Below are 25640 nucleotides of genomic sequence, written 5' to 3'. Positions count from 1 at the left end.
TCGCGAATTTAATCCTCCCAAGCTCCGAAGTTGGGGATCTTGACCCGATGCTCGTTGAAGTCGCCGTCGGCAGCGCCTTGGTGGCATCTGTTGCACTGGCTGAAGCTGCCGACGTCTGGGTTGTCGGTGACCATCCGTGCCGGAATCTCATCGTGCTTGCGCAGGAAATAGGCGGTTTGGGTGATGCGCGGCAGGCTCTCGGTTTGGCCTCCAGATGCGTTGTCCGCCGAGGCGACCGCAAAGGCGCGCGAGCGGGTCCGGCTGCTGGTATCGGCCGCGTTCTGGGTCAGATAGGTGCTGAGTTCGAGCACCAGTGCGTCGGACAGCGAGGCGTCGTCGCCATAATGGTTGGCCAGTGCCGCCGGGTTGACGATCTGGGCCCATGACTGGGCCGGCAGCAATCCTGGCTGATAGGCCATGTGACAGGATCCACACTCCTCGGTGTAGGTCGGATTGGTGTTGGGCGCGATGTCCGATCGCGATCCGAACCAGCTCCCATGTTTTTCGTGGTGCGAACCGTGGCGATCGCCGTCGTCATCGTCGTCGTCGCTGAAGGCCAGTCCTGCGCCGCCGAGCGACAGGAGTCCGAGCGTGATCAGCAGCGCGATCTTGGGTGTCTTCATGTCTCGATATCGTTGCGTGGGTTGCATGGGGACGGTCTCTCTGGAGCTTGGTATTGATTGGGTCTTGGCGTTCACTGGGTCTTGATGTAGGCGATGAAGTCGGCCTTCTCGGTGTCCGAGCATTCGCGTCCGAGCGTCCAGCGGCAGTTGCGCAGCAGCCACTTGGCGACCTTCTTCTCGTCGGTCAGGCGTTGCGGGTTGACCGAGGGCGCCATGGGGTCGATCGTCTTTCCGGTTTTGACATGGCGACCCGGTTGGGTCAGGTCCGTGCCGTGACAGGTTGCGCAGCTGCGTGCCTTGGATCCGTCCGGGGCCGGGTATTCCTTGGTCCAACCTGCCGCGCCCGCAGCCGGGTCGGCGGCGAGCAGTGCTGCCGGAGCGGACAGGGTTCCGGCGGCGATGAGTGCGATGAGGGTCTGCTTGCCGAGTCCGCTGAGATGCTTCATTGACTGTTGTCTCCGTTTGAGTGGGGTGAACGCTTGTGTCCGTTGAACATGGACGCAACGAGGTTTTCTCGGTGCTCCAGGCTGGAGAAGATGACGCCGGCGAGGTGGGCGAAAATCAGGACCAGTGTGAGATTGGCGAAGAAGGCGTGAACGTCTTCGAGACGGTGCGCGGTGGCGTTCGAGACGCCGCTCATGAGGTCGGCCAGGGGGCCGGCGAACTCCTGGGCGCCGAAGAGCGCCAGTCCGCTGAGGCCGGTCGCCGCGACCGCGATCAGGAGCGCGACCACCATGGCCCCGCCGGCCGGGTTGTGACCCAGATAGCGCGGTGCGCGGAATCGCAGCGCGTCCCTCAGATAGGCGAGGGTCTGGCGTGGCCCGTGCACGAAATCGGCAAAACGCGCATGCCGGGTTCCGACGAATCCCCAAAGGATGCGTATCGTGACGAGACCCAGAACCAGGTAGCCGGCCCAGACGTGGAGGTCGAGGAGTTCGTCCTCGACGAGGTAGGCGGTGGCGAATCCGGCCACCAACGACCAATGGAAGATCCGCACCAGCGGATCCCATACCCGCGTGCGAGCGGTCCGGTCGGCGCTGGTTTTGGCCTCATCGGTGATGTCGGCGGTCGTCCTCATGCATCGCTCCTCCGTCGTCGCGGGTTCCAGTGATCGCCTGGCGTGGCGGTCTGTGATGCGCAGACTATCGGAGCGGTGCTGACCAAATCCTGTGAGCCCTTGTCAGCGATCTGTCAGCCACTCTGTAGGCACAATGCCCACCATGAAGATGCCAAACACACCTCGTCGTCGCTTTGTTCTGGGGCTGCTGGTCGCTTTGATGGTGATGCCGGTTTGGGCCGAGCCTGATGACCGTCATTGGGACGAGGATGAAAAGCACGATCACGAGCGCGCGCGTCATGCGCTGCGGCGCGGTGAGGTGCGCCCCATCGCCGAGATCCTCGCCAGCGTCGCGACTCAGGTGCCGGGCGATGTGGTGGAGGTCGAGTTCGAGCGCAAGCGCAAACGGGGTCACGGCCCGCCGCGCTGGCTCTACGAACTCAAGATCATCGCGACCGATGGTCGCCTGCTGGAGGTCGAGGTCGATGCCGCGAACGGGCGGATCCTAAAGGTGGAGGAAGACTGATGCGCGTGCTTTTGGTCGAGGACGACGACCGGGTTGGCGATGCCGTCGAAGCCGTTCTGGAGGCAGGGGGCTTCGTCGTCGATCGCTCGCGCGACGGCGAGGATGCCTGGTTCAAGGGCGACACCGAACATTATTCGGCCGTCATTCTGGATCTGGGACTGCCCGGCATGGACGGACTCTCGGTGTTGCGCCGATGGCGTGCGGCCGGCCAGCGCATGCCGGTCCTCATCCTGACCGCTCGGGGCGACTGGGGAGAGCGGGTCGAGGGGATCGATGCAGGGGCGGACGATTATCTGCCCAAGCCCTTCCGCATGGAGGAGCTGCAGGCCCGGCTGCGGGCGTTGATCCGGCGTTCGGCCGGGCAGGCGAGCGCGCTGATCGAGATCGGCAAGACCATCCTCGACACGCGCCGCATGTCGGTCAGCGTGGAGGGCGTTCCCATCCATCTCTCGCCTCAGGAATACCGCCTGGTCAGCTATCTGATGCAGCACGCCGGCCGGGTGGTGTCACAGCTCGAACTCACCGAGCAGCTCTATGCCCAGGACTTCGAACGCGACTCCAATGCGGTCGAGGTGCTGGTCGGGCGGGTGCGCCGCAAGCTGGGCACGGACCTGATCCAGACCCGGCGCGGTTTCGGCTATCTGGTCGAGCTGGACGGCGTGTGACGCGCCGTTCGCTGCGGGTTCGGCTGTGGGCCAGCGCGGTCGTCTCGATCGGCGTGGCGCTGCTGGTCGCCGGTATCGGTCTGCTCACGCTCTTCGAGCGCCACGTCGAGCGGCGCATCGGTGCCGAATTGCGGGTTCAGCTCAATCAGCTGGCGGCGGCCGTCGTCATCAGGGCCGACGGTGGCGTGGAATTGGAGCACGAGCCGTCCGATCCGCGCTTCTCCCAGCCACTGAGCGGTCTCTATTGGCAGATCGATGCACCGGAACAGCCGGGTTTGTTGCGATCGCGCTCACTCTGGGATGGTTTCATTCCATTGCCGGCGGATGATCTGGAGCAGGGCATCGTCCATGCCCACGCGCTTCCTGGGCCGGACGGCAAGCCGCTTCTGGTGCGCGAGCGGCGCATCCTATTGTCCGGCTCTGGCCCACAAACCTCTTTGAGGCTCGCGGTCGCGATCGATCGAGCCGAGCTGGTTGCCGCGCGCGATGCCTTCGCGGCCGACATGCTGCCCTATCTGGGACTCATCGTCCTGGTCCTGATCCTGGCGACCTTCGTCCAGATCCAGACCGGCCTGGCGCCGCTGGAGTCGGTGCGACGCGGATTGGGCGCCATTCGCTCGGGCGAGTCGCCGCAGCTCGCCGACGACTATCCGGACGAGGTCATGCCGTTGGTCGCCGAGGTCAACGCATTGCTCGCCGCGCGTGCTCAGGCCGTGGAGCGCGCTCGCGCCTGGACCGCCGACCTGGCGCATGGTCTCAAGACACCGCTCAGTGCCCTGATCGCCGACGCTCAGCGTCTGCGCAAGTCGGGCAACCCGGCCCTGGCCGACGACCTGGAGCAGTTGGCCGAGTCCATGCGTCGGCGTGTGGAGCGCGAGTTGATCCGTGCGCGGGTGCGCTCGGGCTCGTCCAGCCATCAGGCGCGGGTCGATGTCGTGGAGGCGACCCGCCGACTGCTGCGCACGCTTCAGCGCACCCCGAACGGTGAGTCTCTGGATTGGCAATTGGAGACGCCGTCTCAGGTCATGGCGGCGCTCATGTCGGACGACCTGATGGAGTTGCTCGGAAACCTACTGGAAAACGCCGCCAAATGGGCATCCGCTCGGGTGCGGGTGAGCGTGCGGGTCGAGCACTGGGTCGAGATCGAGGTCGGTGATGACGGACCCGGCGTGGCCGGGAATCAGCTGTCGCGGCTGGGGCAGCGTGGGCTGCGGCTGGACGAGCGCAAGGATGGTTCCGGACTGGGGCTCGCCATCGTGCGTGACGTGATCGACGCCTACGGTGGCGAGCTCTGCTTCGGCACCGCCCCGGAGGGCGGTCTCATGGTGCGGGTGAGGTTGCCGGCGGTGGCCTGAGGTCGGGCCGATGGGCGTGGTTTGACTCAGCCGTCTGCGTTGATCCGCGCGATCAGTTCGGCGAGGACCGGTTCGGCGCGCTCGTTCTCGACCTGGCAGGTCCCGGCCGCATGGTGTCCGCCGCCACCGTACTGGAGCATCAGCTCGCCGATGTCGGTTTTGGAGCTACGGTCGAAGATCGACTTGCCGGTGGCGAAGACGGTGTTCTGCTGCTTCAGCCCCCAGAGCACGTGGATCGAGATGTTGCACTGCGGATAGAGGGCATACACCATGAAGCGGTTGCCCGCCCAGATGGTCTCCTCGTTGCGCAGGTCCAGCACCACCAGATTGCCGTGCACCTGGGCGCAGCGCTGGATCTGCTCCTTGAACTTGGTCTCCTGCTCGAAATAGAGCTCGACCCGCTCCTTGACGTCGGGCAGCGCCAGGATCTCGTCGATACCGTGATTTTTGCAGTAATCGATGAGATCCATCATGAGGCTGTAGTTGGAGATGCGGAACTCGCGGAAACGTCCGAGCCCGGTGCGCGCGTCCATCAGGAAATTGAGCAGCACCCAGCCGGTCGGGTTCAGCACCTCTTCGCGGTCGAATTGGGCCGAGTCGCCCTTGTCCACCGCCGCCATCATCTCGTCCCAGTCGGTCGGGAAGGTGTCGTGGCCGCCGTAGTGACGCCAGACGACCCGCGCGGCCGAAGGGGCGTCGGGGTCGATGATGTGGTTGTCGTGCTGGCCGACCCGAAGTGTTTCGGAGGCATGGTGGTCGAAGGCCAGATGGACGCCGTCCACGTAGGGTAGGTTGGTCGTGATGTCCTTGGCGTCGATCTCGACCTTACCGTCCTGCATATCCTTGGGGTGTACGAACTTGATCTCGTCGATCAGATCCAGCCTCTTGAGCAGCACGGCGCAAACCAGGCCGTCGAAATCGCTACGGGTGACGAGACGGAATTTCTGCTCGGACATGGAATGCCTCCGGCGGGGGTGTGGATCTAAGGTGTCGATGCGCCATGATACCCAGCGCCTCAGCGGCTGAACAACAACAAGGTGTGACAACGCGGAAGGATCTGCCCGGTTGATCCGGTCGGCTCGACGCCCCACGTTGCTGAAACCTCGCTCAAACTATCCCTGGAGTCGCAGTATGTTCCTCGCCATGAACCGGTTTCGCATTGCGCGCGGCCACGAAGAGACCTTCATCGAACTCTGGCGCAACCGCGAAAGCCATCTGGACCAGGTCCCCGGCTTTTTGCGCTTTCATCTGCTCAAGGGGCCGGAAACCGAGGAATACACCCTGTTCTCGTCCTTCAGCGAATGGGAGTCCGAGCAGGCGTTCGAGGACTGGACCCGCTCCGAGGCCTTCCGTGCCGCCCATGCCAATGCCGGCAGTACGCCGCGTGAAATCTACCTCGGACCGCCCGAACTCGAATGCTTCAGCTCGGTGATCTGATCCGTCTCAGCCGATCCACAGCGTCTTGGCGTTCAGGAATTCCTGGATGCCGGGCGCGCCCAGCTCGCGGCCGTATCCCGAGTCCTTGATGCCACCGAAGGGCAGGCGCGGATCGCTTTTCACCAGCCCGTTGACGAAGGCCGCGCCGCACGCCATGGCGCGCGCGAAACGTTCGCCGCGCGCCTGATCGCGGGTCCAGACGCTACCGCCGAGTCCGAAGCGCGAGTCGTTGGCGATACGTAACGCGTCCGCCTCGTCCTCGGCGCGGATCACGACCGCGACCGGTCCGAACAGCTCCTCTTCATAGGCCGGCATGCCTGGGCCGACCTTGTCCAGCAGGGTCGCCTCATAGAACCATCCCGATCGATCGAGCGGCTGTCCGCCGGTCAGGAGTTCGGCTCCGGCCGCCAGGCTGTCCTGGACCTGCTGGTGCAGTTCGTCGCGCAGATCCTCCCGGGCCATCGGGGCGAGGGTCGCATGGGGTGCGAGCGGATCGCCCGGTTGCAGACCTTGGACGGCCTCGCGCAGCCGTGCGACCAGATCGTCCGCGATGGCGCGCACCGGGATGATGCGCTTGGCGGCGATGCAGCTCTGTCCGGCGTTGATGAAGCGCGAGCGCAGCGCCGTTTCCACCGCCTCGTCCAGGTCCGCGTCTTCGAGTATCACGCAGGCGTCGGATCCGCCCAGCTCAAGCAGACTCTTCTTCAGATAGCGTCCGGCCGTCGCTGCGACTTGGCGTCCGGCCGCCTCGCTGCCGGTCAGGCTGACGCCGCGCACGCGCGGGTCGGCGAGGACCCTTTCCACTCGGTCGGATTCGATCAGCAACGTTTTGAAGCCGCCGTCGGGGAGTCCGGATTCGCGGAATACCGATTCGATGGCAAGCGCGCAGCGAGGCACGTTGGAGGCGTGTTTGAGCAGCAGTGTGTTGCCGGCCATGAGCGCCGGGGCGGCGCAGCGGAAGACCTGCCAGAAGGGGAAATTCCAGGGCATGACGGCGAGTAGGACGCCGAGCGGCTGATGCGCGAGATAGCTCCGGCTGGCGTCCGAGTCGAGAGGGATGTCGGCCAGCAGTCGCTCGCCCTCGTCGGCGTAGTAGTCGCAGACCAGGGCGCATTTCTCGATTTCGGACTCGGCCTCGCCGATGAGTTTGCCCATTTCCTGGGTGATGGTGCGCGCCAGTTCTCCTTGGCGTTCGCGCAGTCGGGCGGCGACGGCTCGGAGTTGCGCGGCGCGTTCGGCGATCGGGCGTGCGGCCCAGGGCGCGACCGCGCTCGCGGCGGATGCGATCGCCTCTTCCAGCGCGGCGTCGTCGATGGGAGAAAAGTCCTGCAGCTTTTGGCCGGTGGTGGGATCGATGGATTGGATTGGCATGGGTGTGGCTCCTCGGAATGGGACGAATGAATCGGGCGCCCGTCGGTTCGGTAACGGTAGACGGCCCTCAATGGGGAAGTCGGCCAGATCGACGCGGTAAAGTTCCAGAGGGTCGGAATAGGGCGGTGTGCCGCCGATCGATCGGCACTGGAGCAGGAATGGGTCAGTGCTCGGCGACTTCCAGTCGATTGCGACCCTGTCTCTTCGCCAGATAGAGTGCTTCGTCGGCCGCTCGGATCAGGGGCTCCCAGTGTTCATTCTGATGCACTTGCCTCGATGCGACGCCGATGCTGATGGTGACGTGTCCGTTCGCCCCTTTCCCGGCATGGGGCAGTCCAAGCGCGGCGATGGCGGCCAACGCCTGTTGGGCCACCAGCGTGGCCCCGAGCAGATCCGTTTCCGGTAGCACGATGGCGAACTCCTCGCCGCCGTAGCGGGCGACGAACTCGCCGGCCCGGCGCGCGACCGAGGTCAGGGCGTTCGCGACCTGGCAGATGCAGGTGTCTCCCGCCTGATGGCCGTAGGTGTCGTTGTAACTCTTGAAATGGTCGATATCGAGCATCAGCAGGGCGATGTCGAGTCCGCGCCGCTGGGCGCGCCTCCACTCCTGGGCCAGTGTCTTGTCGAAATAACGCCGATTGGCGACGCCGGTCAGGCCATCGCTCGCGGCGATCCGTGCCAGTGTTTCATTGGCATGCTGGAGTTCGCGGTTGGTGTGTTCCAGTTCTGCTGCGAGCTTGACCAGATCGGCCTCCCACGCCTTGCGGGTCAGGGTTTCCTGCCGCAATCGCAGCAGGGAACGTACCCTGGCCAGTAGCTCGATCTTGCGGATCGGCTTGTTGATGTAGTCCACCGCGCCGGCCTCGAAGGCCTTGCTCAGGCTCTCGGGACTGGTATCGGCCGTCACCATGACGACCGGAACGTCGGTGAAGCTCGGCTCACCCTTGATGCGGCGGGTCGCCTCGATCCCACGGATATCGTCCATCTCGATGTCCATGAGGATGAGATCGACCGCAATGGGGGGCGGATGTCCGTCGCCCTCCAGTCCGAGACACCGGAATGCCTCGGTCGCCGAGGAGACGAACACCAGATCCGAATAGCCGTCTGAGGCTAGGAAGACCTGCAACTGGCGGTGGACGTGCACCGAGTCGTCGACGATCAGGATTTTCATCGCGTTCCGTTTGCCATCAGGATTTGGACAGTATTCGCACCTGATCGAGATAGGTGTCCAGGCGATCGAGCAGCGTCGCGATCGTTTGAGCGGCCTTCAGTTCGCAGGCCTCCTGGATGGCCGCTCCGATGACGGAGACCTCTTCGAGTCCGTATCCGCCACCTTCGCCCTTCATGGTGTGCCCCAAGCGGCGGATCTCCTCGAAGCGCTCATCCATCAACAGCGCGCGCAGGTGTTCGAGCGCCTCCCGCTGGGTATCGAGGAATTCCTGTGCGAAGGGTAGTAGCTCAGGTTCGGCATAGGCGAAAATCTCCGACTGTTCTTCCATGGGAGGCGTTTCCTCCTGGGGGGGATGCTCTGCGGTGGGAGGCGAGGCTGCGCCGAGATGGGTGTGCAGCATGCGAAAGAAATCCCGCTTGCGAATGGGCTTGGCCAGATGGGCGTCGCAGCCGGCAGCGAGACAGGTGTCCACGTCTGCGGTCAGGGCGAAGGCGGTCAGCGCGACGATTGGTGTCGGCGCTCGCCCCTCGGTTCGTTCCTGCTCGCGAATGGCGGTCGTTGCTTCGTAACCGTCCATCACCGGCATCTGCATGTCCATGAGAACGAGAGTATAGGCGTTGGCGTTCCACTTCTCGATGGCCTCGGCGCCGTTCTCGGCATAGTCGACCCGCAGGGGCGTCCGCGCCAGGAATGCCTGAATCAGCGTGCGGTTGTGCGGCGAATCCTCCACCACGAGGATCCGCGCCGCTGGCAGCGATCGCCCGTCATCCTCGGTTGTGGCACCCTGTTCGCCGCTCGACGTGCCGGGTCCGGTGGCGATCTGCGTGAATCCGACCAATAGACGCTTGAGATCCCGCTTTTTCACCGGCTTGACCAAATGTCCGGCGAGCCGGATCCGCTGCGTGCGGGCCTTGTCCATAATCAGGGTGTCGGAGGCGAGCATGACGATGTCGAGGTCGGCGAAGTCGAGGTCTTGCGTGATGACGTTGGCCAGATCGAGTCCGTCCATGCCCGGCATCCAGTAATCGAGCAGCAGAATGTCGAACGGCCGTCCGGCGTTGCGGGCCGCATTCAGCAGGGTGAGCGCCTGCTCGGCGCTCTCCGCCTCGGCGAAATCCATCCCCCATTCCAGAAGCATCTCGCCCAGGATGAGGCGATTGACCTCGATATCGTCGACGATGAGGATGCGTTTTTCGGGCGGATCCGGGATCTCTGCGGGCGGTGCCGAGACCGTCTCGTCTTTGCCAGTCTGCACTGTCAGATGCACGGCGAAGAGACTGCCGAGCCCCGGCGTGCTATGGACCTCGATGGTGCCGCCCATGAGCGTTGCCAGGCGCCGTGAGATCCCCAGTCCCAGCCCGGTCCCGCCATATTGGCGGGTCGTCGATGAGTCGACCTGGGTGAAGCTCTCGAAGATCTGCTCCTGCTTGTCCTCGGGGATCCCGATTCCGGTATCTCGAATGCTGAAGACTAGCGCGACCTGACTTCCCGGAGGTTTTTCGGCGGCGGACGGCACGCTGGTCTCTTCCAAGGAAACCTCGACCGAAACATAGCCCTGCTCGGTGAACTTGACGGCGTTGCCGATCAAATTGATCAAGATCTGGCGCAGTCGATGGGGGTCGCCGACGATTCGCTTTGGCAGGTATCGGCCGAGTCGCAAGGCCAGATCCAGCCCTTTGGTCCGTGCTCGGATGGCGAGCATGTCGCAGATCTCTTCGACCAGTTGCGACAGGTCGAAATCGATCGATTCCAGGGTCAGCTCGCCGGACTCGATCTTGGAGATGTCCAAAATGTCGTTGATGACGTTCAAAAGATCGTCGCCAGCACTTTGCAGGATGCGGATGAAGTGGACCTGATCGCGTCCGAGTTCGGTGTCGGCCAGCACCTCGCCGACACCGATGATGGCGTTCATGGGGGTGCGCAGCTCGTGACTCATCGACGAGAGGAAGCGGCTCTTGGCCTCGGTCGCGGCCTCGGCCCGGTGTTTGGCCTCGATCAGTGCCTCTTCCACCTGTTTGCGATGCCCGATCTCCTCGCGGAGCTCGGCGTTCGTGGTGGCCAGCTCGCGCGTGCGCTCCGCGACCCGCGTTTCCAGCTTTCCTCGCGCCTGGGCGAGCGCCGCGTGGGACGCGTCGAGTTTGTGCTTCAGGCGTTTGAGGACGCGCCAGAAGACGCCGATCACGACGGCTCCGGTGACGATCTGGATGATGATGAAGAGCCCCGAGGAACGCGCGTGGTCCCTAATCATGTCGGTCTGGTCGAGGAGGATGGCGACCTCGCCCACGCGGGTACGGGCGACGTCGAACAGTGGGACCAGCGCGCAGTTATAGATGCGGTTCCCGACCCTGACATGCCTACTTTTGTCCGCGCCCAATCCCGGTTTCTTCAGCCAGTCGAGCAGGGCGTGCGGTATCGGCCTCAGTGTGCCGTCGACGATGACCTTATCGTCCAGCGCGCCCCAGGGAGCGAGGGGCGTGCGGTCCAGCATCTGAAGTCCCTCGGCCCATTGCTCGCGGTCGAGTCTGGAGGTGTCGATCAGCACGAAGAAATCGAGACCGAGAACGTCCTTGATCCTCGCGGTGAAGCTCTCGACCTCCTTACCCAGTTCGAGGAAACCGATCAGCTTGCCATCGATTGTCCAGGGTCTGACGACTCGAAGCGTGAAGGTACCCAAAGGGCCGAGCTCGATTCCTGATGACTCCCGTTGCGTCGTTGCGGCTGTGTTCATGGTCCAGCGATCGATGCGATCGCTGTGGCGCGGCGGGTTGTGCACGCGTAGGAAACAGGTCTTGTCGGGGGTGTGGAAATAGAAATGGGTGACGTCGAAGCGTCGGTTGAGGCGCTCGTAGAGCGGCTTGACGCGCTTGAGCAGCCGGTCGCGATCCTCTGCCAGGTAGGCCGCAGTCAGCGTCTCGTCGCGCTCGATGAAGTCCAGTTGGCCCGAAAGGTTGTTGGTTTCTTGGTTTAGCGTCTGCTCCAGCAGCGTCTCGTATCCGCGTCGTGCCGCGTCCGTGGCCTGATCGGCTTCGTGTCGCTGCATCCATGAGGTGATCAGGATGTTGAGTCCCACGAAGAGCGTGAGGGTCATGCAGAAAAGCAGCAGGAGCGGGCCGCGAATTGGCCGTAAGCCCTCGGTCTCCGTGGGAGCTCCGAGATGCTGTTCGCCCATCAGTTCGGTCTCTCGGTGCAAGCCTCCATCAAGGGAGGCCGCTGGGTCGCGGTGTCCTGCGTTAGCGCGCGTCGGCACCGATGACCCTTTTCAGGCGGTCGCGTGCCGTCTCGTTGTGCTTTGCCGTGCTGTGCATTAGATAGACTCGGATTCGGTGGTCTTCATCCGTAGGGAGAAGGCCTTTGGCTATAGTGTTAACGATCGATTGATTGAACATTGCGACCTTGTTCGCATCGGGGCTGGTCAGGATCCAGACGTGTCTTTTTGTTTCGCTTCGCGTTCGGCCTGACTGTGGTCCTCGTCGTCCGAGCTTCGGCGCGAACTCGATGCGTTGAGATAGAAGAGCCAGGCGGCCAATCCGACAAGGGCCACGGCTTCCAGCAATGCGAAGGTCTTGCTGTATTCCATGAGGCGTCTCCAGTGGGCGAGGTTACAGGGGGGCGTTCATCGGACAGCGTAGGGTCGCGTGCGCTGTTTGCAACGGGTCGTGCTCGCTGTCCTCGGTGGGCCTATTCGGGAGTGGCTGGACATGCGTTCGTTGCGGGTGGGTTCGACATCGGGCGGTATCTGTTGGATCATCGACAACGGTAGCATTTTCGGTGTTCTGGGTACGGGATCGATTCTCTATTGATGGAGTGTTTGAGACGCATGCTGGAGGATGCTGAGTCTAAATGGTTGCTCGACTGGCTCCAGCGCTCCAGTGACAGTGGGGAATGCGGCACATCGAATCCGCGTTACGCGCTGTCGCCGGGCCAACGTGTCCTCGATCACCGGGTCTTCATCCGCGTTTCTCGTCTCGTTCTCGTCCTTCTGTTCTTCTGGTTGCCGCTGAGCCTGACGGCGTGGTCGACTTGGGCGCGAGCCGGCGGGCCGAGCATTGATGAGACGGTCGTCCTGACCGCCGCCGAGCAGGGTTTCCTCAGAACGCATCCGACGATCCGGCTTGGGACCGATGAGGAATGGGAGCCCTATGTCATGGCCGCGCCGGACGGCGAGGTGCGTGGGTACGATGCCGATATCCTCGCTCGGGTGAATGCCCTGACCGGGGCCAACTTCCAGCTCGTCCTGGGGCGCTGGAGCGAGATGCTGGAGGCAGCCAAGGCGCGGCGTATCGATGGACTCAGCACCAGCGCCGTCGATGACGAGCGCAGAGGCTTTCTGCGTTTTTCGACCCCTTACATCTCGCTGCGCAAGATGCTGCTGGTTGCCAATGGCAATCCTGCGGGCATCCATTCGGTTCGGGATCTCGTTGGCAAGACCCTGGCGGTCCAGCGAGGCGTTCTTGCCGATGAGACGCGGGCTCGGGAGGTCGAGGGTGTCGAGCTGATGTTTGTCGACAGCGTCGAGGATTGTCTTCGCGCGGTTGTTGTCGGCGAGGCCGATGCAACGTTCGGAAACAGCGAGACCCTGCTCCTGGCCAACCAGCTGGGCATGTCGTATCTGGAGATGGCGCCTGATACCGACCGCTCTCTGGATCTGGTGTTCTCCGTGCGCAGCGATTGGCCGCAGGCCGTCAGCATTCTCGACAAGGGGTTGGCCGCGATTCCCGAGCGCGAGCGCCGATTGATCCAGAGACGCTGGTTTCATGGGATACAGGGAGTGGCGGAACTTGGCGGGACCTATGCGCCCTTGACTCCGGAGGAGCGGCGATACCTCCGCGCCAAGGGATCGCTGTCGCTATGCGTCGACCCTCAGTGGATGCCCTACGAGAGTCTGAACGAGGCGGGCGAGTATCGGGGAATCATCGCCGATATCCATAGGGCGATCGCCATGCGGCTGGGTGTCGATTTGACGGTGATGTCGACCAGGAGCTGGGCCGACTCGTTGCGCGCCGCTCAAGACCGTCGTTGCGACCTCGTTTCGGCGGCGGTGGCGATTCCCGAGCGCAGTTCTTTTCTGTCCTTCACCCAGCCCTTTTTGGACGTGCCCTTGGTGCTCGCCACCCGCCAGGAGCAGCCCTTCATCGACAGCGTCCTCGACGTGCCGGGCGAGACCGTCGCCGTCATCCGGCGTCACGCGCTACAGGATATCTTCCGCCGCCGCTATCCGGACATCCATCTGATCGAGGTCGATAATCCTCTAGCCGGTCTGGAGGCGGTGCGTCAGGGCGACGCCTTCGGTTTCGTCGACACCAGTGTCAGCATCGGTTACGCGATTCGCAAGAACCAGCTCATCGAGGTCAAGATCGCTGGCAAGCTGGATGAGCGTTACCCCTTGACCATCGGCGTGCGCGGCGACGATCCACTGCTGCTGTCGATCTATGACAAGGCATTGGCCTCGCTGCCGGAGGAGGAGATCGATCAGGCACTGTCGCGATGGGCCTCGGTCGAGACGGTCAAGGAACTCGATCGCCCGCTGTTGTTCAAGATTTTCGGCGCGATCGGGGTGATCGGGCTGCTGTTGTTCTATCGCGACCGCGTCATCTCCGGTTACAACCGGCGTCTGCAGGAGGCTAATCGCCAGCTACAGATCCTGTCGACTACCGACCAGCTGACCGGCGTCGCCAATCGGCGCAAGTTCGCCGAGGTCGTCGCCAATGAGGTGGCGCGCACGGACCGCTATGAGGTCCCGCTGTCGCTCATCATCGCCGATATCGACCACTTCAAGGCCATCAACGACAGCCAGGGGCATGACTCGGGGGATCAGGTTCTGGTCCGTCTCGCGCGCCTGTTCGCCGACACGAGTCGGCCCACTGACCTGGTCGTGCGTTGGGGTGGCGAGGAGTTCCTGATCCTCTGCCCGCAAACCGCCCTGGAATCCGCCAAACACCTGGCCGAGTTGCTGAAACAGCGCGTCTCCGACAAGGATTTCGGCATGGGCCAGCCGGTCACATCGAGCTTTGGCGTGGCGGAGTACAAGGCCTCGGAGCGCGTCAATGCCCTGATCGCGCGCGCCGACCGGGCGCTCTATCGGGCCAAGGCAGAGGGGCGAAACCGCGTGTGCACCGAGCCTTGGAGGGACGATCCCGCAGAGTCAGTCTCGGAAGACTAGACGCCTTCGGGTTGCGGGCGCCGCTATCCCCGATTCTGCGGCGGTCTCCTTGAGATATGTGCGTGATCTTTTTGTGTTCTTCCCCGGCTGGGCGTTGACGTCATCCCGTGCTCAATGGAGAATGAATAGGTTCGTGTCTAAGGATGGAACGGCTGTTGCCCGATCGACGGGATCGGCTCGGATACCAGGACGCGAGATCGCTGTTTCCCGCTCGGCCCCTCGGATCGGACTGCATTTTTCCCGATATCGATTGAACTGATCTCGATTCGGATGGAATGGAGATCGCCGTTCGCCCTCACGTCACTGAGCCGTCGTTGCCCTTTTATCGCTATTCGGGATGCATTCCTGGAATGGGATGTTGAGGGTCATGGCGATGCGTTTCGTTGCCATCTCCGTTTTTCGCGATACACGGATTGTTTTTATGCGCGCCACTACATCGAGTGGGATCGACGCGTCGATTCTGCTCGCGACTTTTTTCGATGCGTCCGCTGGCGCCTCGTCCGATACTGTTCGAATCAAGCATGACGACCATCCACACCTCCTATATCGACGGACAGTTCCTTGCGCGCACGGATGCCGCGACCTTCCAGAGCATCAATCCAGCCACCGGCCAGGTGCTCGCCGAGATCCAGCCCGCGACCGAGGCCGACATCGATACCGCAGTCGTCGCCGCGCGTCGCGCCCAACGGGATTGGGCCGCCCGGCCAGCGGTCGAGCGCGGGCGTATCATCCAGGCCGCCGTGGCCATCCTGCGCGAACGCAACGACGCGCTGGCGCGGCTGGAGACGCTCGACACCGGCAAGCCGATCTCCGAGACCGCCGCTGTCGATATCGTCACCGGCGCCGACGTGCTCGAGTATTACGCCGGGCTGGCCGCTGCCATCGAGGGTCGTCAGATCCCGCTGCGCGAGACCAGCTTCGTCTACACGCGTGCCGAGCCGCTGGGCGTGGTCGCCGGCATCGGCGCTTGGAACTACCCGATTCAGATCGCGATGTGGAAGGTCGCACCGGCGCTCGCGGCCGGCAATGCCATGCTGTTCAAGCCGAGCGAGATCACGCCGCTGACGACCCTCAAGCTCGCCGAGATCTTCACCGAGGCCGGTCTGCCGGACGGTCTGTTCAACGTGGTGCAGGGCGGCGTCGCCGTCGGGACCTATCTGAGCCAGCATCCGGGAATCGACAAGGTTTCCTTCACCGGCGGTGTGGCCACCGGCAAGAAGGTCGTCGCCCAGGCCGCGACCTCTTCGCTGAAGGACGTCACCATGGAGCTGGGCGGCAAGTCGCCCTTGTTCATCTGCGCCGACGCCGATCTGGAGCTGGCCGCCGACATTGCCATGATGGCGAATTTCTACAGCTCCGGTCAGGTTTGCACCAACGGGACCCGCGTCTTTGTGCCGCGTGCCTGGAAGGAGGCCTTCGAGGCGGCGATCCAGGCGCGGGTCGCGCGTATGCGTATCGGCGATCCGCTCGATCCAGAGACAAATTTCGGCCCTCTGGTCGGCTTCGCCCATATGGAGAAGGTCCTGGACTACATTGCGTCCGGCAAGCAGGACGGGGCGCGGGTGCTCTGCGGCGGCGAACGGCTGGTGCAGGCCCCCTTCGATCAGGGTGCCTATGTGGCGCCGACCGTCTTCACCGATTGCACGGACGCGATGCGCATTGTGCGCGAGGAGATCTTCGGGCCGGTGATGAGCATCCTCTATTACGACACCGAGGATGAGGCGATCCGCCGCGCCAACGACACCACCTACGGGCTCGCCGCCGGGGTGGTCACGCCGGATCTGAAGCGCGCCCACGGTCTCATCCATCGCCTTGAGGCCGGCATCTGCTGGATCAACACCTGGGGCGAATCGCCCGCACCCATGCCGGTCGGCGGCTACAAGCAATCCGGGATCGGCCGGGAGAACGGCATCGAGACCCTGATGCACTACACCCGCACCAAATCGATCCAGATCGAGCTTGGGGATTTCAGCTCGGTGTTCTGATCCGCGCGCGGGCGCTCTTCCCGCGCCCGCGTTCCATCCGCATTCCGCATTTCCCCCGAACAGAGTCAAGATGCAAGCAACGACCGAATACGACTACATCATCATCGGCGCCGGTTCGGCGGGCAACGTGCTCGCCGCCCGTCTGACCGAGGATGCCGGAACCTCGGTGCTCCTGCTGGAGGCCGGCGGTCCCGACTATCGTCTCGATTTCCGCACCCAGATGCCGGCGGCGCTCGCCTATCCATTGCAGGGCAAGCGCTACAACTGGGCCTACGAGACCGATCCCGAACCCCACATGAACAACCGTCGTATGGACTGCGGTCGCGGCAAGGGTCTCGGTGGTTCCTCGCTCATCAATGGCATGTGCTACATCCGTGGCAATGCGCTCGATTTCGATCACTGGGCACAGATCCCCGGCTTGGAGGACTGGTCGTACCTGGACTGTCTGCCGTACTTCAAGAAGTCGGAGTCGCGCGACATCGGTGGCAATGACTATCACGGTGCCACCGGCCCGGTCGCGGTGACCACGCCCAAGGCGGGCAACAATGTGCTGTTCGAGGCCATGATCGAGGCCGGCGTGCAGGCCGGCTATCCGCGCACGGACGACCTCAACGGCTACCAGCAGGAAGGCTTCGGTCCCATGGACCGTTTCGTCACGCCCAATGGACGCCGGGCCAGCACCGCGCGCGGCTATCTCGACATGGCCCGCCACCGTCCGGGGCTGTGCATCGAGACGCGCGCGCTCACCGACCGCATCCTCTTCGACGGACAACGCGCCGTCGGGGTCGCCTACCGTCAGGGTGGTGCCGAGAAGACCGCCCATGCCCGCCGCGAGGTGTTGCTGTGCGGCGGTGCCATCGCCTCGCCCCAGATCCTGCAGCGCTCCGGGGTCGGCCCTGGTGCCTGGCTCGCCGAGCTGGGCATCCCCGAGGTGCTCGACCTGCCGGGCGTCGGCAACAATCTCCAGGACCATATCGAGCTCTACATGCAGTACGAGTGCAAGCAGCCGGTCTCGATCGCACCCGCGCTCAAACCCTGGAATCAGGCGCGCATCGGGGCCGAATGGTTGTTCATGGGTGCGGGCCTGGGGGCGAGCAACCAGTTCGAGGCGGGCGGCTTCATCCGCTCCGACGCCCAGTTCGACTGGCCCAACATCCAGTACCACTTTTTGCCGATCGCCGTGCGCTACGACGGGCGCAACGCGGTCAAGGCCCACGGCTTCCAGGCCCATGTCGGCTCCATGCGCTCGCCCAGTCGGGGACGGATCAAGTTGCGCTCGCGCGATCCCAAGGCGCACCCGAGCATCCTGTTCAACTACATGGCGCACGAGCAGGACTGGCGCGAATTCCGCGCCGCCATACGCATCACCCGAGAGATCTTCGATCAGCCGGCGCTCGCGCCCTATCGCGGCCGCGCGATCTCGCCGATCGACGACCTACAGAGCGATGCCGAACTCGATGAGTTCGTCCGCAACAACGGCGAGACCGCCTATCACCCCTGTGGCACCTGTTCCATGGGGACGGACAACGAGGCCGTCGTCGACAGCGCCGGCCGCGTCCATGGGCTGGAGAACCTGCGGGTGATCGATGCCTCCATCATGCCGCGCATCATCACCGGCAATCTCAACGCCACCACCATCATGATTGCGGAGAAGATCGCCGACCGGATTCGCGGCAAATCGATGCACCGTGCCCGTGCAGACTACTATCGCGCCGATGGCGCTCCGGTTCGTCGAGCCGCCTGAGGAGGCACGCCCCATCCGGGGCGGTGCCTGTCGCTCTCTATCCCTCTGGTATCCGCCACTGATGTGGCGGATACCTCCTGGTGTGCCTCGCACACCGCTTCGTCGTGTCGTTCGCGCCTTCCTGGCCTGGACGGCTTGTCTTCGTCGACCGCTCCACGTCCGTGTCCGGTCACGCTCACTCATCCATTCGTTCGCTTCCATCCATGTCCAATCCACCTGACCTCATCGAGAAGGCCCCAGCGCTTTCGCTCAACCGTCGTGTCTTCGTCGCCTCGGCGGTGCTGACCTTTGGGCTCATCGCCATCACCATGCTCTTTCCGGCCCGCATGGAGACCCTGCTCGGGCAGGCACTGACCTGGGTTTCCAACGACTTCGGTTGGTACTACATGCTGGTCATGGCCGCCTATTCGGGCTTCGTGCTCTTCATCGGCTTCTCGCGCCATGGCGACATCCGGCTCGGTCCCGATCACGCCCAGCCGGACTTCAACTATGTCACCTGGGCGGCGATGCTCTTTTCCGCCGGTATCGGGATCGACCTGCTGTTCTTCGGCGCCTCGGAGCCGCTGGCGCACTATCTGGCCCCGCCGGGCGGCGATGCCGGTCTGCTCAAACCCGAGCGTCAGGCCATCGCCCAGACCTTCCTCCACTGGGGGCTTCATGGCTGGGGCGTCTATGCCCTGGTCGGCATGACGCTGGCCTATTTCGCCTATCGCCATAAGATGCCGCTGGCGCTGCGCTCGGCGCTGGTGCCGCTGATCGGCGAGGAGCGCGCACGCGGCTGGATTGGCGACGCGGTCGATACCTTCGGCATCGTCTGCACCCTGTTCGGTATCGCCACCAGTCTGGGGATCGGGGTGCTGCAGGCCAACGCCGGCATGACCCACATCTTCGGCATCGAATCCAGCAAGCTGGTCCAGGCGGGCATCATCATCGCCGTCATCGCCATGGCGACCCTCTCGGCCATCTCGGGCGTCGAGCGCGGTGTGCGCCGTCTCTCCGAAATCAACATGGGGTTCGCGACCCTGCTGCTGCTGGCCCTGCTGATCATGGGCCCCACCCTCTTCCTGCTGAACGCGCTGGTCGAGAACATCGGCGACTATTTCCAGACGCTGATGGTCAAGACCTTCGACGTCTACGCCTATCAGGGCGAGGAGGGTGAGGCATGGAAGGCGGGCTGGACGGTCTTCTTCTGGGCCTGGTGGCTGGCCTGGTCGCCCTTCGTCGGGCTGTTCATCGCCCGTATATCGCGGGGTCGGACATTGCGCGAATTTGTCTTCGGGGTCATGTTCATCCCGCTCGGATTCATCTTCGCCTGGTTCTCGATCTTCGGTAACAGCGCCATCGATCTGGTCGCCAATCACGGTGTTGTCGAACTCGGCCAGATTGCGACCGACAATCCGGCGATGGGTCTGTTCGCGCTCTTCGACCAATACCCCATGTCCAGCGTTTGGTCGGTGCTGGCGGTTATCCTCGGGCTCATCTTTTTCGTCACCTCGGCCGACTCGGGCGCCCTGGTGCTCGCCAACCTCAGCACGCGCGGTCTGACCTCCGAGACCGACGCCCCCATCTGGCTACGCTCCTTCTGGGCGGTGCTGACCGGACTCATCACCCTGGGGTTGCTGTTCGCTGGCGGCTTCAACTCTTTGCAGTCGGTGGTGGTCGTCTCGGCTCTGCCCTTCTCCCTGGTGCTGATCCTCTTCATGTGGTCGCTGCTTTACAGCCTGCGTCAGGAGGCGACCAAGCTGAAGGCGGGCAACATCGATTTCGCGCCGGCAATTTCGACCGCCGGGTTGGGATGGAAGGAGCGTCTGTCGCGGATCGTGCATTTCCCCACGCGCCAGTTTGTCGTGCGCTTCATGACCGAGACCGTCTATCCGGCGATGGAGGAGGTTGCGACCGCGCTCAATCAGCGTGGACTGGATACCGACCTGGCTTACGACGCGTCGTCGGGTCAGATCAATCTCTGTATCAGACACGGGGAGGAGATGGACTTCATCTATCGTGTCCATCTGGTCGGCAGCCTCAAGCCGGTCTTCGCGCTTGGCCTGAGCGGTGGCATCGTCAAGCATGCCGAACAGGAGCAGTATTACCGCGCCGAGGTCTTCCTGCGCGAGGGCAGTCGTGAATACGACCTGGTTGGCTACACCAAGAGCCAGGTCATTAACGACATCCTCAACCAGTACGAGCGCCACATGCAGTTCCTGCATCTGGATCGCTGATCCGGCAGAGAGGATGGCGAGCCGCAGGGACGCGGGTCGCCTCATCGGCCCCCTGTTCCCCGCAACTCGATGTGCGTGAGAGGGGGGATTTCCTATCCGATTTTGTCCTTCAGTTCCCTGGCTGCCTCCGAATTCTGCTCTAAGAGATTGGCCGCTTCATCGGTGGCATGCGATGCCTCGGTCGCATTGCGGGCGATTTCTTCCACCGCAGCGTTTTGCTCGGTCACTGCGGCCGCAACCGACTGCATGGCGGATCTGACATCTCCGACACGATCGGTCGCCTCGTTCACGCGCTTCGACAACGAGGCGATTCGAGAAACGTTGCCTGCGATCTGAGACCGTGTCTCTTCGGTTTTTTCGTTAATCTGTTTCGTGGCGTCTTGGGTCTTCTCGGCCAGTTGCTTGACTTCATTGGCCACGACCGCGAAACCTCGTCCATGCTCACCAGCGCGTGCGGACTCGATCGATGCGTTCAGAGCCAGCAGATTGGTCTGATTCGCAATCGCTCGAATGACCGAGCTCATATCCGAGATCTGCTCGCCGATGGTCGCTAGCGAGTGAATCGCATCGGCCGCTTCCTCTGCTTCCTCGCCAGCCTTCTGCGTGATCTGCTCGACTTCCGAGATGGTGGCGACGACGCTTTCGGCCGAGCGACTGATGTCCAAGGTCGAGTATGAAAGCTCCTCGGCTGCGGTGGCGACGCCCTTGATGTTCTCCGAGAGTTCTTGGGTCGACTGAACCCCACGGCTCGATAGCTCATTGACGCGATCGCCGGCATGCGACATCTGAAACCGCAGCTCTTCCTGTGGATCGACCCACTCGACCATGTAGGCCGGCTGACCCGACAGGTCGTTGATGGGTTTGGTGTAGACGCGAAAATGGCTCAATCCGGCACCGAAGTCCTGTGCGAATCTGGTGTTGGGCTGGCCTCGGCTGTGGCATTCGCGCCCGCAATTCGCGGTCTTGCAGATATTGGCGCCCCATTGATAGCAGGGCTTGTCGAGGAATTCGCTGAGAGGTTTTCCGAAAGCGCTCCGAACCTGATCGTTAACGTAGAGCCATCGCCATTCATTGTCGCCTGCATTGCCGAGCGCAGTGACCGAGCAGGGTTGATCGCAGGCATCCAAAATGCCCATGAAAAAGCTCTCACGCTCACGGTGAGTAAGGTCGAGGCTCGCCAGGTGCTGTGGCAGACGAGACCGGATGCGTAGCGCGGCAGCGCAGCCGAGCAGAATGCCAAGTGGCCAGACCCAATCACCGGAAAATTGCCAAAGCAATAGGCGCAGCAGGGTGACGCAGACGAGTGCGATGAGCAGCATGCGAGCGAGTTTATCGAACTCTCCGCGAAACGCTTCCAAGGCAGCCGCAAAAGAATGGTGGTCGACAGCCATCGTCTATTCTCCGGTGGTTAGGTCTTACGCTTTTGGAATCACTCCCTCGTTTTTGCTGATCGCTGCCATAAGACGTTCCCTGGCTTTTGATTCGGGCGCGTATGCGACGTCTTAATCATCCAGGTAATGCTTACACACATTGTCGTGCGCCGCAAGCGGCGTCTCCCAATGCCTAGTTTGAATAAATCTCAATAGCGCAGCCTATTGCGCCGAATGCCAGGACACGCCAACGTTAGCTCCATCTCGTTACATACATCTCCGCTGGTCTGCTTTTAACTTTTTGATTTATATAGGCGGGTGCTTTTTTGGGGCACGCAAAATCAAGCGCTTACAGATTTGTGCGTAATGGGATGCGTTAGCTCGCCGCTCGAGCTGGCAGGGAGGAAGTCTGCCCTCCATTCGGCGGAATACAGGTTGCCTACTCGATCTGCGGCTTAATTGAAACGGTTGCTTTTTTCTTTTTTCTGCGATGGGTCATCAAGAACGGCATCTAATGCCGCTTCAAATCTGGGGTAAATCTGAACTCCATTTTCTTTGGCGTAGGCTGCGAGCTTTCGACGGTAGTCTCTGATGTGCGTCCATCGGGACCAGTGACTCGTTTTTTTGCTTCTTTTTAGTTCCCACTTTCTGAGTAGGCAATTTGTCATGGCGCGCAGAAGCGATGGCTGTACGATAACGAAAGAGATGTCCGTGTTTTTTTGTGGTTTTTCCGGTCCAATGACGCCAAGCATGCATACAGAGTCGCTTTGGGCGTATAGATAGTCAATGTTGACTCTGTTGTAGATAGCTTCTCTTTCTTCCATTGTTGTACGGCTGAATTCAGTGATGTTGAGGTTTGAGTCCTTAGCCCATTGCTCGAAATAGACGTTGAAGTCGATAAGTCGTACTTTCCTGTAGGTTTCGCGGGTCGCAAATGTAGACTTTCCGGCACATGGCGAGGCCATGACGTAGATCTTATGGTTTTTTTGCGTGCGGCTGTGATGTAATCGGTTTTTGTTTTCGGCGGTCATTGGTTTTAATTTGGATCGGGCTTTATTGAAGCTTCAGGAAAAATATCCTGTATGGCAGCATGCGTTTTGTGTTGGCATCCCATCGCACGTCAAGGGTGAATTGTTGAGCGATTTTCAATCCCATTTTTGCGAATAGACTCCGTGTGTGGCTGTCGTCGTGAAGTTTGAACTCGTTGCTCTTGTTATCGTAAGGGTGTATTTCGGAATCCAGCGATTCTTGCTCGATCTTACCTAGGCTTCTGATTCGTCTTGCGAGTGCAATCCTCACTGACCCGAGCAGGTGATAGAGTGCTGGCTTGATCTGTGGGCCGCGAAGCTGTATCAAGTTATAAGGCCGCAATTCGCAATGGACGCGGATCCCAAATCAGTCCGCGTCGCGCGACTCTTCGGCATTCCGTGAGCACTTGGTCCAAGTGTGCGCCGGATAGCCAGTTGAGGAAGCGAATGCATACCACATAGTCGATCGAATGATCCTTGAGCGGTAGCTGCTCCGCGTCGCCGACGATCATCCAGGTCCGGTTTTCGCCCGGTTGCCTTTCGGTTTTTCTCCTTGCCTGCAAGAGCATGTCCATCGATATATCGGCTCCGACCAGGGCGCGTCGAGCGTCCTGTCCATACAGGCTCAAAAATCTTCCGGTGCCGAGGGGGACGTCAAGGATAGACGCGTCAGGCTCTATTTTGGCGACGATCTTACTGATTATCGTCTCAGTACAGTACATTTCAAATTAAGATTTTGATTATAATGGCATTGTCTTGAGACTCTGCCCCAACGTCACGATGCCCGAAACCCGCACTGTCAGACTGCTCCGAACCCTGCTTGCCACACACCTGGACTGGCATGGCTCTCGTCTCGATTTTCTCGCCCGTTTCATCCTGGCCGTCCTGCAAGTGCGCTCGGTCAACCTGGCCCGCCTGGCGCCGGTGCTCTCGAGCCGCGCGAAGCCCAGTTCGAACTACATCCGGTTACAGCGCTTCATGCGCTCCTTCACGATGGATCAGTCGGACATCGCCCGCACGGTTGGCGATCTCCTGCCCGCGCAGCAGCCATGGGTGCTGACGCTCGATCGCACCAACTGGAAACTCGGACGTGCCGAGATCAATCTGCTGGTGCTCGGTGTCGCCTATCGGGGATTGGCGATCCCTTTGCTGTGGACCGCTTTGCCCAAGGCCGGCAACTCCAACACCAAAGAGCGCATCGCGCTGATGGAGCGCTTTTTCGCGACCTTTCCGGGCCAGCCAGTGGCCTTCCTGTTGGCCGATCGCGAGTTCGTCGGGCGTGATTGGCTGGCGTATCTCCTGCAGCGCGAGCTGCCATTTCGCTTGCGCCTGAAGGCCAACGTCAACCTCACGTCCACCAAAGGCTCCTATCCACTGCTGCGCGAATTCCAAACCCTGGCCGTCGGGGGCTCACGGGTGCTGCGTCAGCCGCGCCGGCTCTGGGGGCAGAAGGTCTTTCTCAGTGCCAAACGCCTGGAAACCAATGAATGGTTGCTCATCGTCAGCGAGTCCTTCAGCCGCCAAGCCATTGAGGAGTATGCCCAACGCTGGACCATTGAAACCCTGTTTGCCGCCTTGAAATCGCACGGATTCCACCTCGAAGAGACCCATCTCACCAAGCCCGAGCGCCTCGAGCGACTGTTCGCGCTGCTGACGCTGGCCACCCTGTGGGCGCTTCATACCGGTGTCTGGGCGCACGAGCAACAGCCGATTCGCCAAAAAAAACACTCGAGCGCCCTCAGTTCAGCTTCTTTCGCTACGGACTCGACCTCCTTCAGCGCCTCATCACCCTGCAGGCCAGTTTCGCTGCCGAACTGCTCTGCGTCCTCGGTTTCATGCTCGATGGGCGACCGTTCAACGTCCAACATGACATGAGGCGCGTGCTGTATTAGCTGGGGAAGCTATTCGTTTTGTACTGTGCTGAGTGTCGCGACATATAGTCGGTCGGCGTATTCTTATCCAGTCTGGAGCATCTGGAGAACCTCATTGGCGGCATGATCAGCGGATACAAACGCACAGCAGATTAGATCTCAACCGAGCATAAGCCGTCAGGTTGACGCGCAGAGGAATCGCGATGTCCATCATTCTCGAAGAGTCGATCCACGCCTGGATGGCGACCAATCAGACGCTGCGCGAGCAGACCACCGAGCGCGCGACCGAGCGGTTTTTCGCCGTCTTTGACCACACCGAGACCGCCATTCAGGCCCGGTTGGACCGGGCCACCACCAGCGCCCGCGACGAGGTCTTCGCCGCCCTGACCGCAGACGCGGTGCTGGATTCACTGCCGAGCGCGCCGACTACGGCCGGCGCCCGGGAGGCGTTGCGTAGCCGTTGGCTCAGTCTCAACCCCGCCTGGGATTTGCCCCTTCCCGTCACCAGTCCTGGCCTGTCTTCCGCCCGGCTGGCCATCGCCGCCGCCGTCGGCAGCCTGCTCGGCATGACGGTGCTGGGCGGCTTGCTGAACCTGGGCCTGGGTGTGCGAGGGCTGGGGATGCTGATCGGCGGTCCCGGCGGCGCGGCGCTGGCCATGTATGCGGTCGGGCGGCTCACCGAGAGCAAGGCCCTGCGGCGGATGCTCAAAACCCTGTTGGGCGTGGCCTGGACGGCGGACCTGCTGGGTGCGGCCTCGTTCGGACTCGCACCTCGCACCTGAAATTCACTGGAGAATTTACACCATCAGTGGCTTGCCAATGTAGGTCCAGCGGAAGGGCTTGGCGAGAGTCTGGTTGAAGAACTAAACAACCGCCGGCTAAAAGCCGGTGGGTTTGAGTAACGGACTGAAAGTCCGGATACGCGTCGACTGAACGACGCGTCTAGGGCTCCACTCGAAATTCAGCCGCTGGGTCTGGCTCAAAATGATGCTCCAGGTACTGCTTTATCATCTCCTCGCTCAGCTCGCCAACGGTGGCACAAAAGTATCCACGCGCCC

21 protein-coding genes and 1 pseudogene are annotated in these 25640 nt (G+C 62.2%); 10 read left to right on the top strand and 12 right to left on the bottom strand.

Annotated elements, in window-relative coordinates; genetic code table 11:
* Nucleotides 1–8: 8 nt before the first annotated feature.
* From THIDRDRAFT_RS07650 to THIDRDRAFT_RS07640, 3 genes are all read right to left on the bottom strand, one after another.
* Entirely contained in the window at nucleotides 9–623 is a 615-nt protein-coding gene (locus THIDRDRAFT_RS07650) for a cytochrome c (RefSeq protein WP_040844257.1), read from the bottom strand.
* A gap of 71 nt (nucleotides 624–694) precedes the next feature.
* Nucleotides 695–1069, bottom strand: coding sequence for a DUF1924 domain-containing protein (locus THIDRDRAFT_RS07645; RefSeq protein WP_007040260.1), 375 nt, complete (start codon nucleotides 1067–1069; stop codon nucleotides 695–697).
* A complete protein-coding gene (locus THIDRDRAFT_RS07640) occupies nucleotides 1066–1701 on the bottom strand; it encodes a cytochrome b/b6 domain-containing protein (protein ID WP_007040259.1) in 636 nt (211 codons plus the stop codon). The genes THIDRDRAFT_RS07645 and THIDRDRAFT_RS07640 overlap by 4 nt, the downstream gene beginning before the upstream one ends.
* Before the next feature lie 148 nt (nucleotides 1702–1849).
* On the opposite strand from THIDRDRAFT_RS07640, the gene THIDRDRAFT_RS07635 reads away from it, so the two are divergent.
* The 3 genes from THIDRDRAFT_RS07635 to THIDRDRAFT_RS07625 are packed head-to-tail and all read left to right on the top strand — an operon-like array spanning nucleotide 1850 to nucleotide 4226.
* Nucleotides 1850–2206, top strand: a complete 357-nt coding sequence (locus THIDRDRAFT_RS07635; RefSeq protein ID WP_245535796.1) for a PepSY domain-containing protein — start codon at nucleotides 1850–1852, stop codon at nucleotides 2204–2206.
* Nucleotides 2206–2871 carry a response regulator transcription factor gene (locus THIDRDRAFT_RS07630; protein ID WP_007040257.1) on the top strand — a complete coding sequence of 222 codons (666 nt, stop codon included), beginning with the start codon at nucleotides 2206–2208 and terminating at the stop codon, nucleotides 2869–2871. The genes THIDRDRAFT_RS07635 and THIDRDRAFT_RS07630 overlap by 1 nt, the downstream gene beginning before the upstream one ends.
* Nucleotides 2868–4226 carry a sensor histidine kinase gene (locus THIDRDRAFT_RS07625; RefSeq protein WP_007040256.1) on the top strand — a complete coding sequence of 453 codons (1359 nt, stop codon included), beginning with the start codon at nucleotides 2868–2870 and terminating at the stop codon, nucleotides 4224–4226. The genes THIDRDRAFT_RS07630 and THIDRDRAFT_RS07625 overlap by 4 nt, the downstream gene beginning before the upstream one ends.
* Before the next feature lie 26 nt (nucleotides 4227–4252).
* Here the strand turns inward: THIDRDRAFT_RS07625 and THIDRDRAFT_RS07620 are convergent, their stop codons facing one another.
* A complete protein-coding gene (locus THIDRDRAFT_RS07620; protein ID WP_007040255.1) occupies nucleotides 4253–5182 on the bottom strand; it encodes a hypothetical protein in 930 nt (309 codons plus the stop codon).
* Nucleotides 5183–5357: 175 nt separating this feature from the next.
* Here THIDRDRAFT_RS07620 and hmuQ point away from each other — a divergent pair, with 175 nt between their 5' ends.
* On the top strand, nucleotides 5358–5663 hold the full coding sequence (gene hmuQ, locus THIDRDRAFT_RS07615; protein WP_007040254.1) for a heme-degrading protein HmuQ: 306 nt from the start codon (nucleotides 5358–5360) through the stop codon (nucleotides 5661–5663).
* A gap of 6 nt (nucleotides 5664–5669) precedes the next feature.
* Here the strand turns inward: hmuQ and THIDRDRAFT_RS07610 are convergent, their stop codons facing one another.
* The 4 genes from THIDRDRAFT_RS07610 to THIDRDRAFT_RS26140 all read right to left on the bottom strand — a co-directional run bounded on the left by THIDRDRAFT_RS07610 (nucleotide 5670) and on the right by THIDRDRAFT_RS26140 (nucleotide 11782).
* Entirely contained in the window at nucleotides 5670–7034 is a 1365-nt protein-coding gene (locus tag THIDRDRAFT_RS07610; protein ID WP_007040253.1) for an NAD-dependent succinate-semialdehyde dehydrogenase, read from the bottom strand.
* Between the two features lie 163 nt (nucleotides 7035–7197).
* Nucleotides 7198–8205: a GGDEF domain-containing response regulator gene (locus tag THIDRDRAFT_RS07605; protein WP_007040252.1), complete on the bottom strand. Its 1008-nt coding sequence runs from the start codon at nucleotides 8203–8205 to the stop codon at nucleotides 7198–7200.
* Nucleotides 8206–8221: 16 nt separating this feature from the next.
* Complete coding sequence (locus THIDRDRAFT_RS23685) at nucleotides 8222–11395, bottom strand: hybrid sensor histidine kinase/response regulator (protein WP_159105398.1); 3174 nt, start codon at nucleotides 11393–11395, stop codon at nucleotides 8222–8224.
* Nucleotides 11396–11617: 222 nt separating this feature from the next.
* Entirely contained in the window at nucleotides 11618–11782 is a 165-nt protein-coding gene (locus tag THIDRDRAFT_RS26140; protein WP_007040249.1) for a hypothetical protein, read from the bottom strand.
* A gap of 240 nt (nucleotides 11783–12022) precedes the next feature.
* On the opposite strand from THIDRDRAFT_RS26140, the gene THIDRDRAFT_RS07595 reads away from it, so the two are divergent.
* The 4 genes from THIDRDRAFT_RS07595 to betT all read left to right on the top strand — a co-directional run bounded on the left by THIDRDRAFT_RS07595 (nucleotide 12023) and on the right by betT (nucleotide 20313).
* Nucleotides 12023–14365 carry a transporter substrate-binding domain-containing diguanylate cyclase gene (locus THIDRDRAFT_RS07595; RefSeq protein WP_007040248.1) on the top strand — a complete coding sequence of 781 codons (2343 nt, stop codon included), beginning with the start codon at nucleotides 12023–12025 and terminating at the stop codon, nucleotides 14363–14365.
* Between the two features lie 521 nt (nucleotides 14366–14886).
* Nucleotides 14887–16350 (top strand): betaine-aldehyde dehydrogenase, encoded by a 1464-nt coding sequence (gene betB / locus THIDRDRAFT_RS07590; RefSeq protein ID WP_007040247.1) that lies wholly within the window; start codon nucleotides 14887–14889, stop codon nucleotides 16348–16350.
* Nucleotides 16351–16420: 70 nt separating this feature from the next.
* A complete protein-coding gene (gene betA, locus THIDRDRAFT_RS07585; RefSeq protein ID WP_007040246.1) occupies nucleotides 16421–18094 on the top strand; it encodes a choline dehydrogenase in 1674 nt (557 codons plus the stop codon).
* 203 nt (nucleotides 18095–18297) lie between these two features.
* Complete coding sequence (gene betT / locus THIDRDRAFT_RS07580; protein ID WP_007040245.1) at nucleotides 18298–20313, top strand: choline BCCT transporter BetT; 2016 nt, start codon at nucleotides 18298–18300, stop codon at nucleotides 20311–20313.
* Nucleotides 20314–20405: 92 nt separating this feature from the next.
* On the opposite strand, the gene THIDRDRAFT_RS23680 is transcribed toward betT, so the two are convergent.
* The 3 genes from THIDRDRAFT_RS23680 to THIDRDRAFT_RS07560 form a co-directional block, all read right to left on the bottom strand.
* A complete protein-coding gene (locus THIDRDRAFT_RS23680; RefSeq protein WP_007040244.1) occupies nucleotides 20406–21704 on the bottom strand; it encodes a methyl-accepting chemotaxis protein in 1299 nt (432 codons plus the stop codon).
* A 434-nt stretch (nucleotides 21705–22138) separates the two neighbouring features.
* On the bottom strand, nucleotides 22139–22714 hold the full coding sequence (locus THIDRDRAFT_RS07570; protein ID WP_007040243.1) for a hypothetical protein: 576 nt from the start codon (nucleotides 22712–22714) through the stop codon (nucleotides 22139–22141).
* A 326-nt stretch (nucleotides 22715–23040) separates the two neighbouring features.
* Nucleotides 23041–23433 (bottom strand): class I SAM-dependent methyltransferase, encoded by a 393-nt coding sequence (locus tag THIDRDRAFT_RS07560; RefSeq protein WP_040844255.1) that lies wholly within the window; start codon nucleotides 23431–23433, stop codon nucleotides 23041–23043.
* Nucleotides 23434–23491: 58 nt separating this feature from the next.
* Here THIDRDRAFT_RS07560 and THIDRDRAFT_RS07555 point away from each other — a divergent pair, with 58 nt between their 5' ends.
* Together THIDRDRAFT_RS07555 and THIDRDRAFT_RS07550 are read left to right on the top strand one after the other, a co-directional pair.
* Nucleotides 23492–24586, top strand: a complete 1095-nt coding sequence (locus THIDRDRAFT_RS07555) for an IS4 family transposase (protein WP_007040241.1) — start codon at nucleotides 23492–23494, stop codon at nucleotides 24584–24586.
* Between the two features lie 199 nt (nucleotides 24587–24785).
* Entirely contained in the window at nucleotides 24786–25364 is a 579-nt protein-coding gene (locus tag THIDRDRAFT_RS07550) for a hypothetical protein (RefSeq protein WP_007040240.1), read from the top strand.
* A gap of 160 nt (nucleotides 25365–25524) precedes the next feature.
* On the opposite strand, the pseudogene THIDRDRAFT_RS07545 reads toward THIDRDRAFT_RS07550, so the two are convergent.
* Nucleotides 25525–25640, bottom strand: a pseudogene (locus tag THIDRDRAFT_RS07545) (IS200/IS605 family transposase); the annotation flags it as partial.

The organism is Thiorhodococcus drewsii AZ1, assembly GCF_000224065.1.
Classification (GTDB): domain Bacteria; phylum Pseudomonadota; class Gammaproteobacteria; order Chromatiales; family Chromatiaceae; genus Imhoffiella; species Imhoffiella drewsii.
This window is presented reverse-complemented; position numbering and strand designations above follow the sequence as displayed.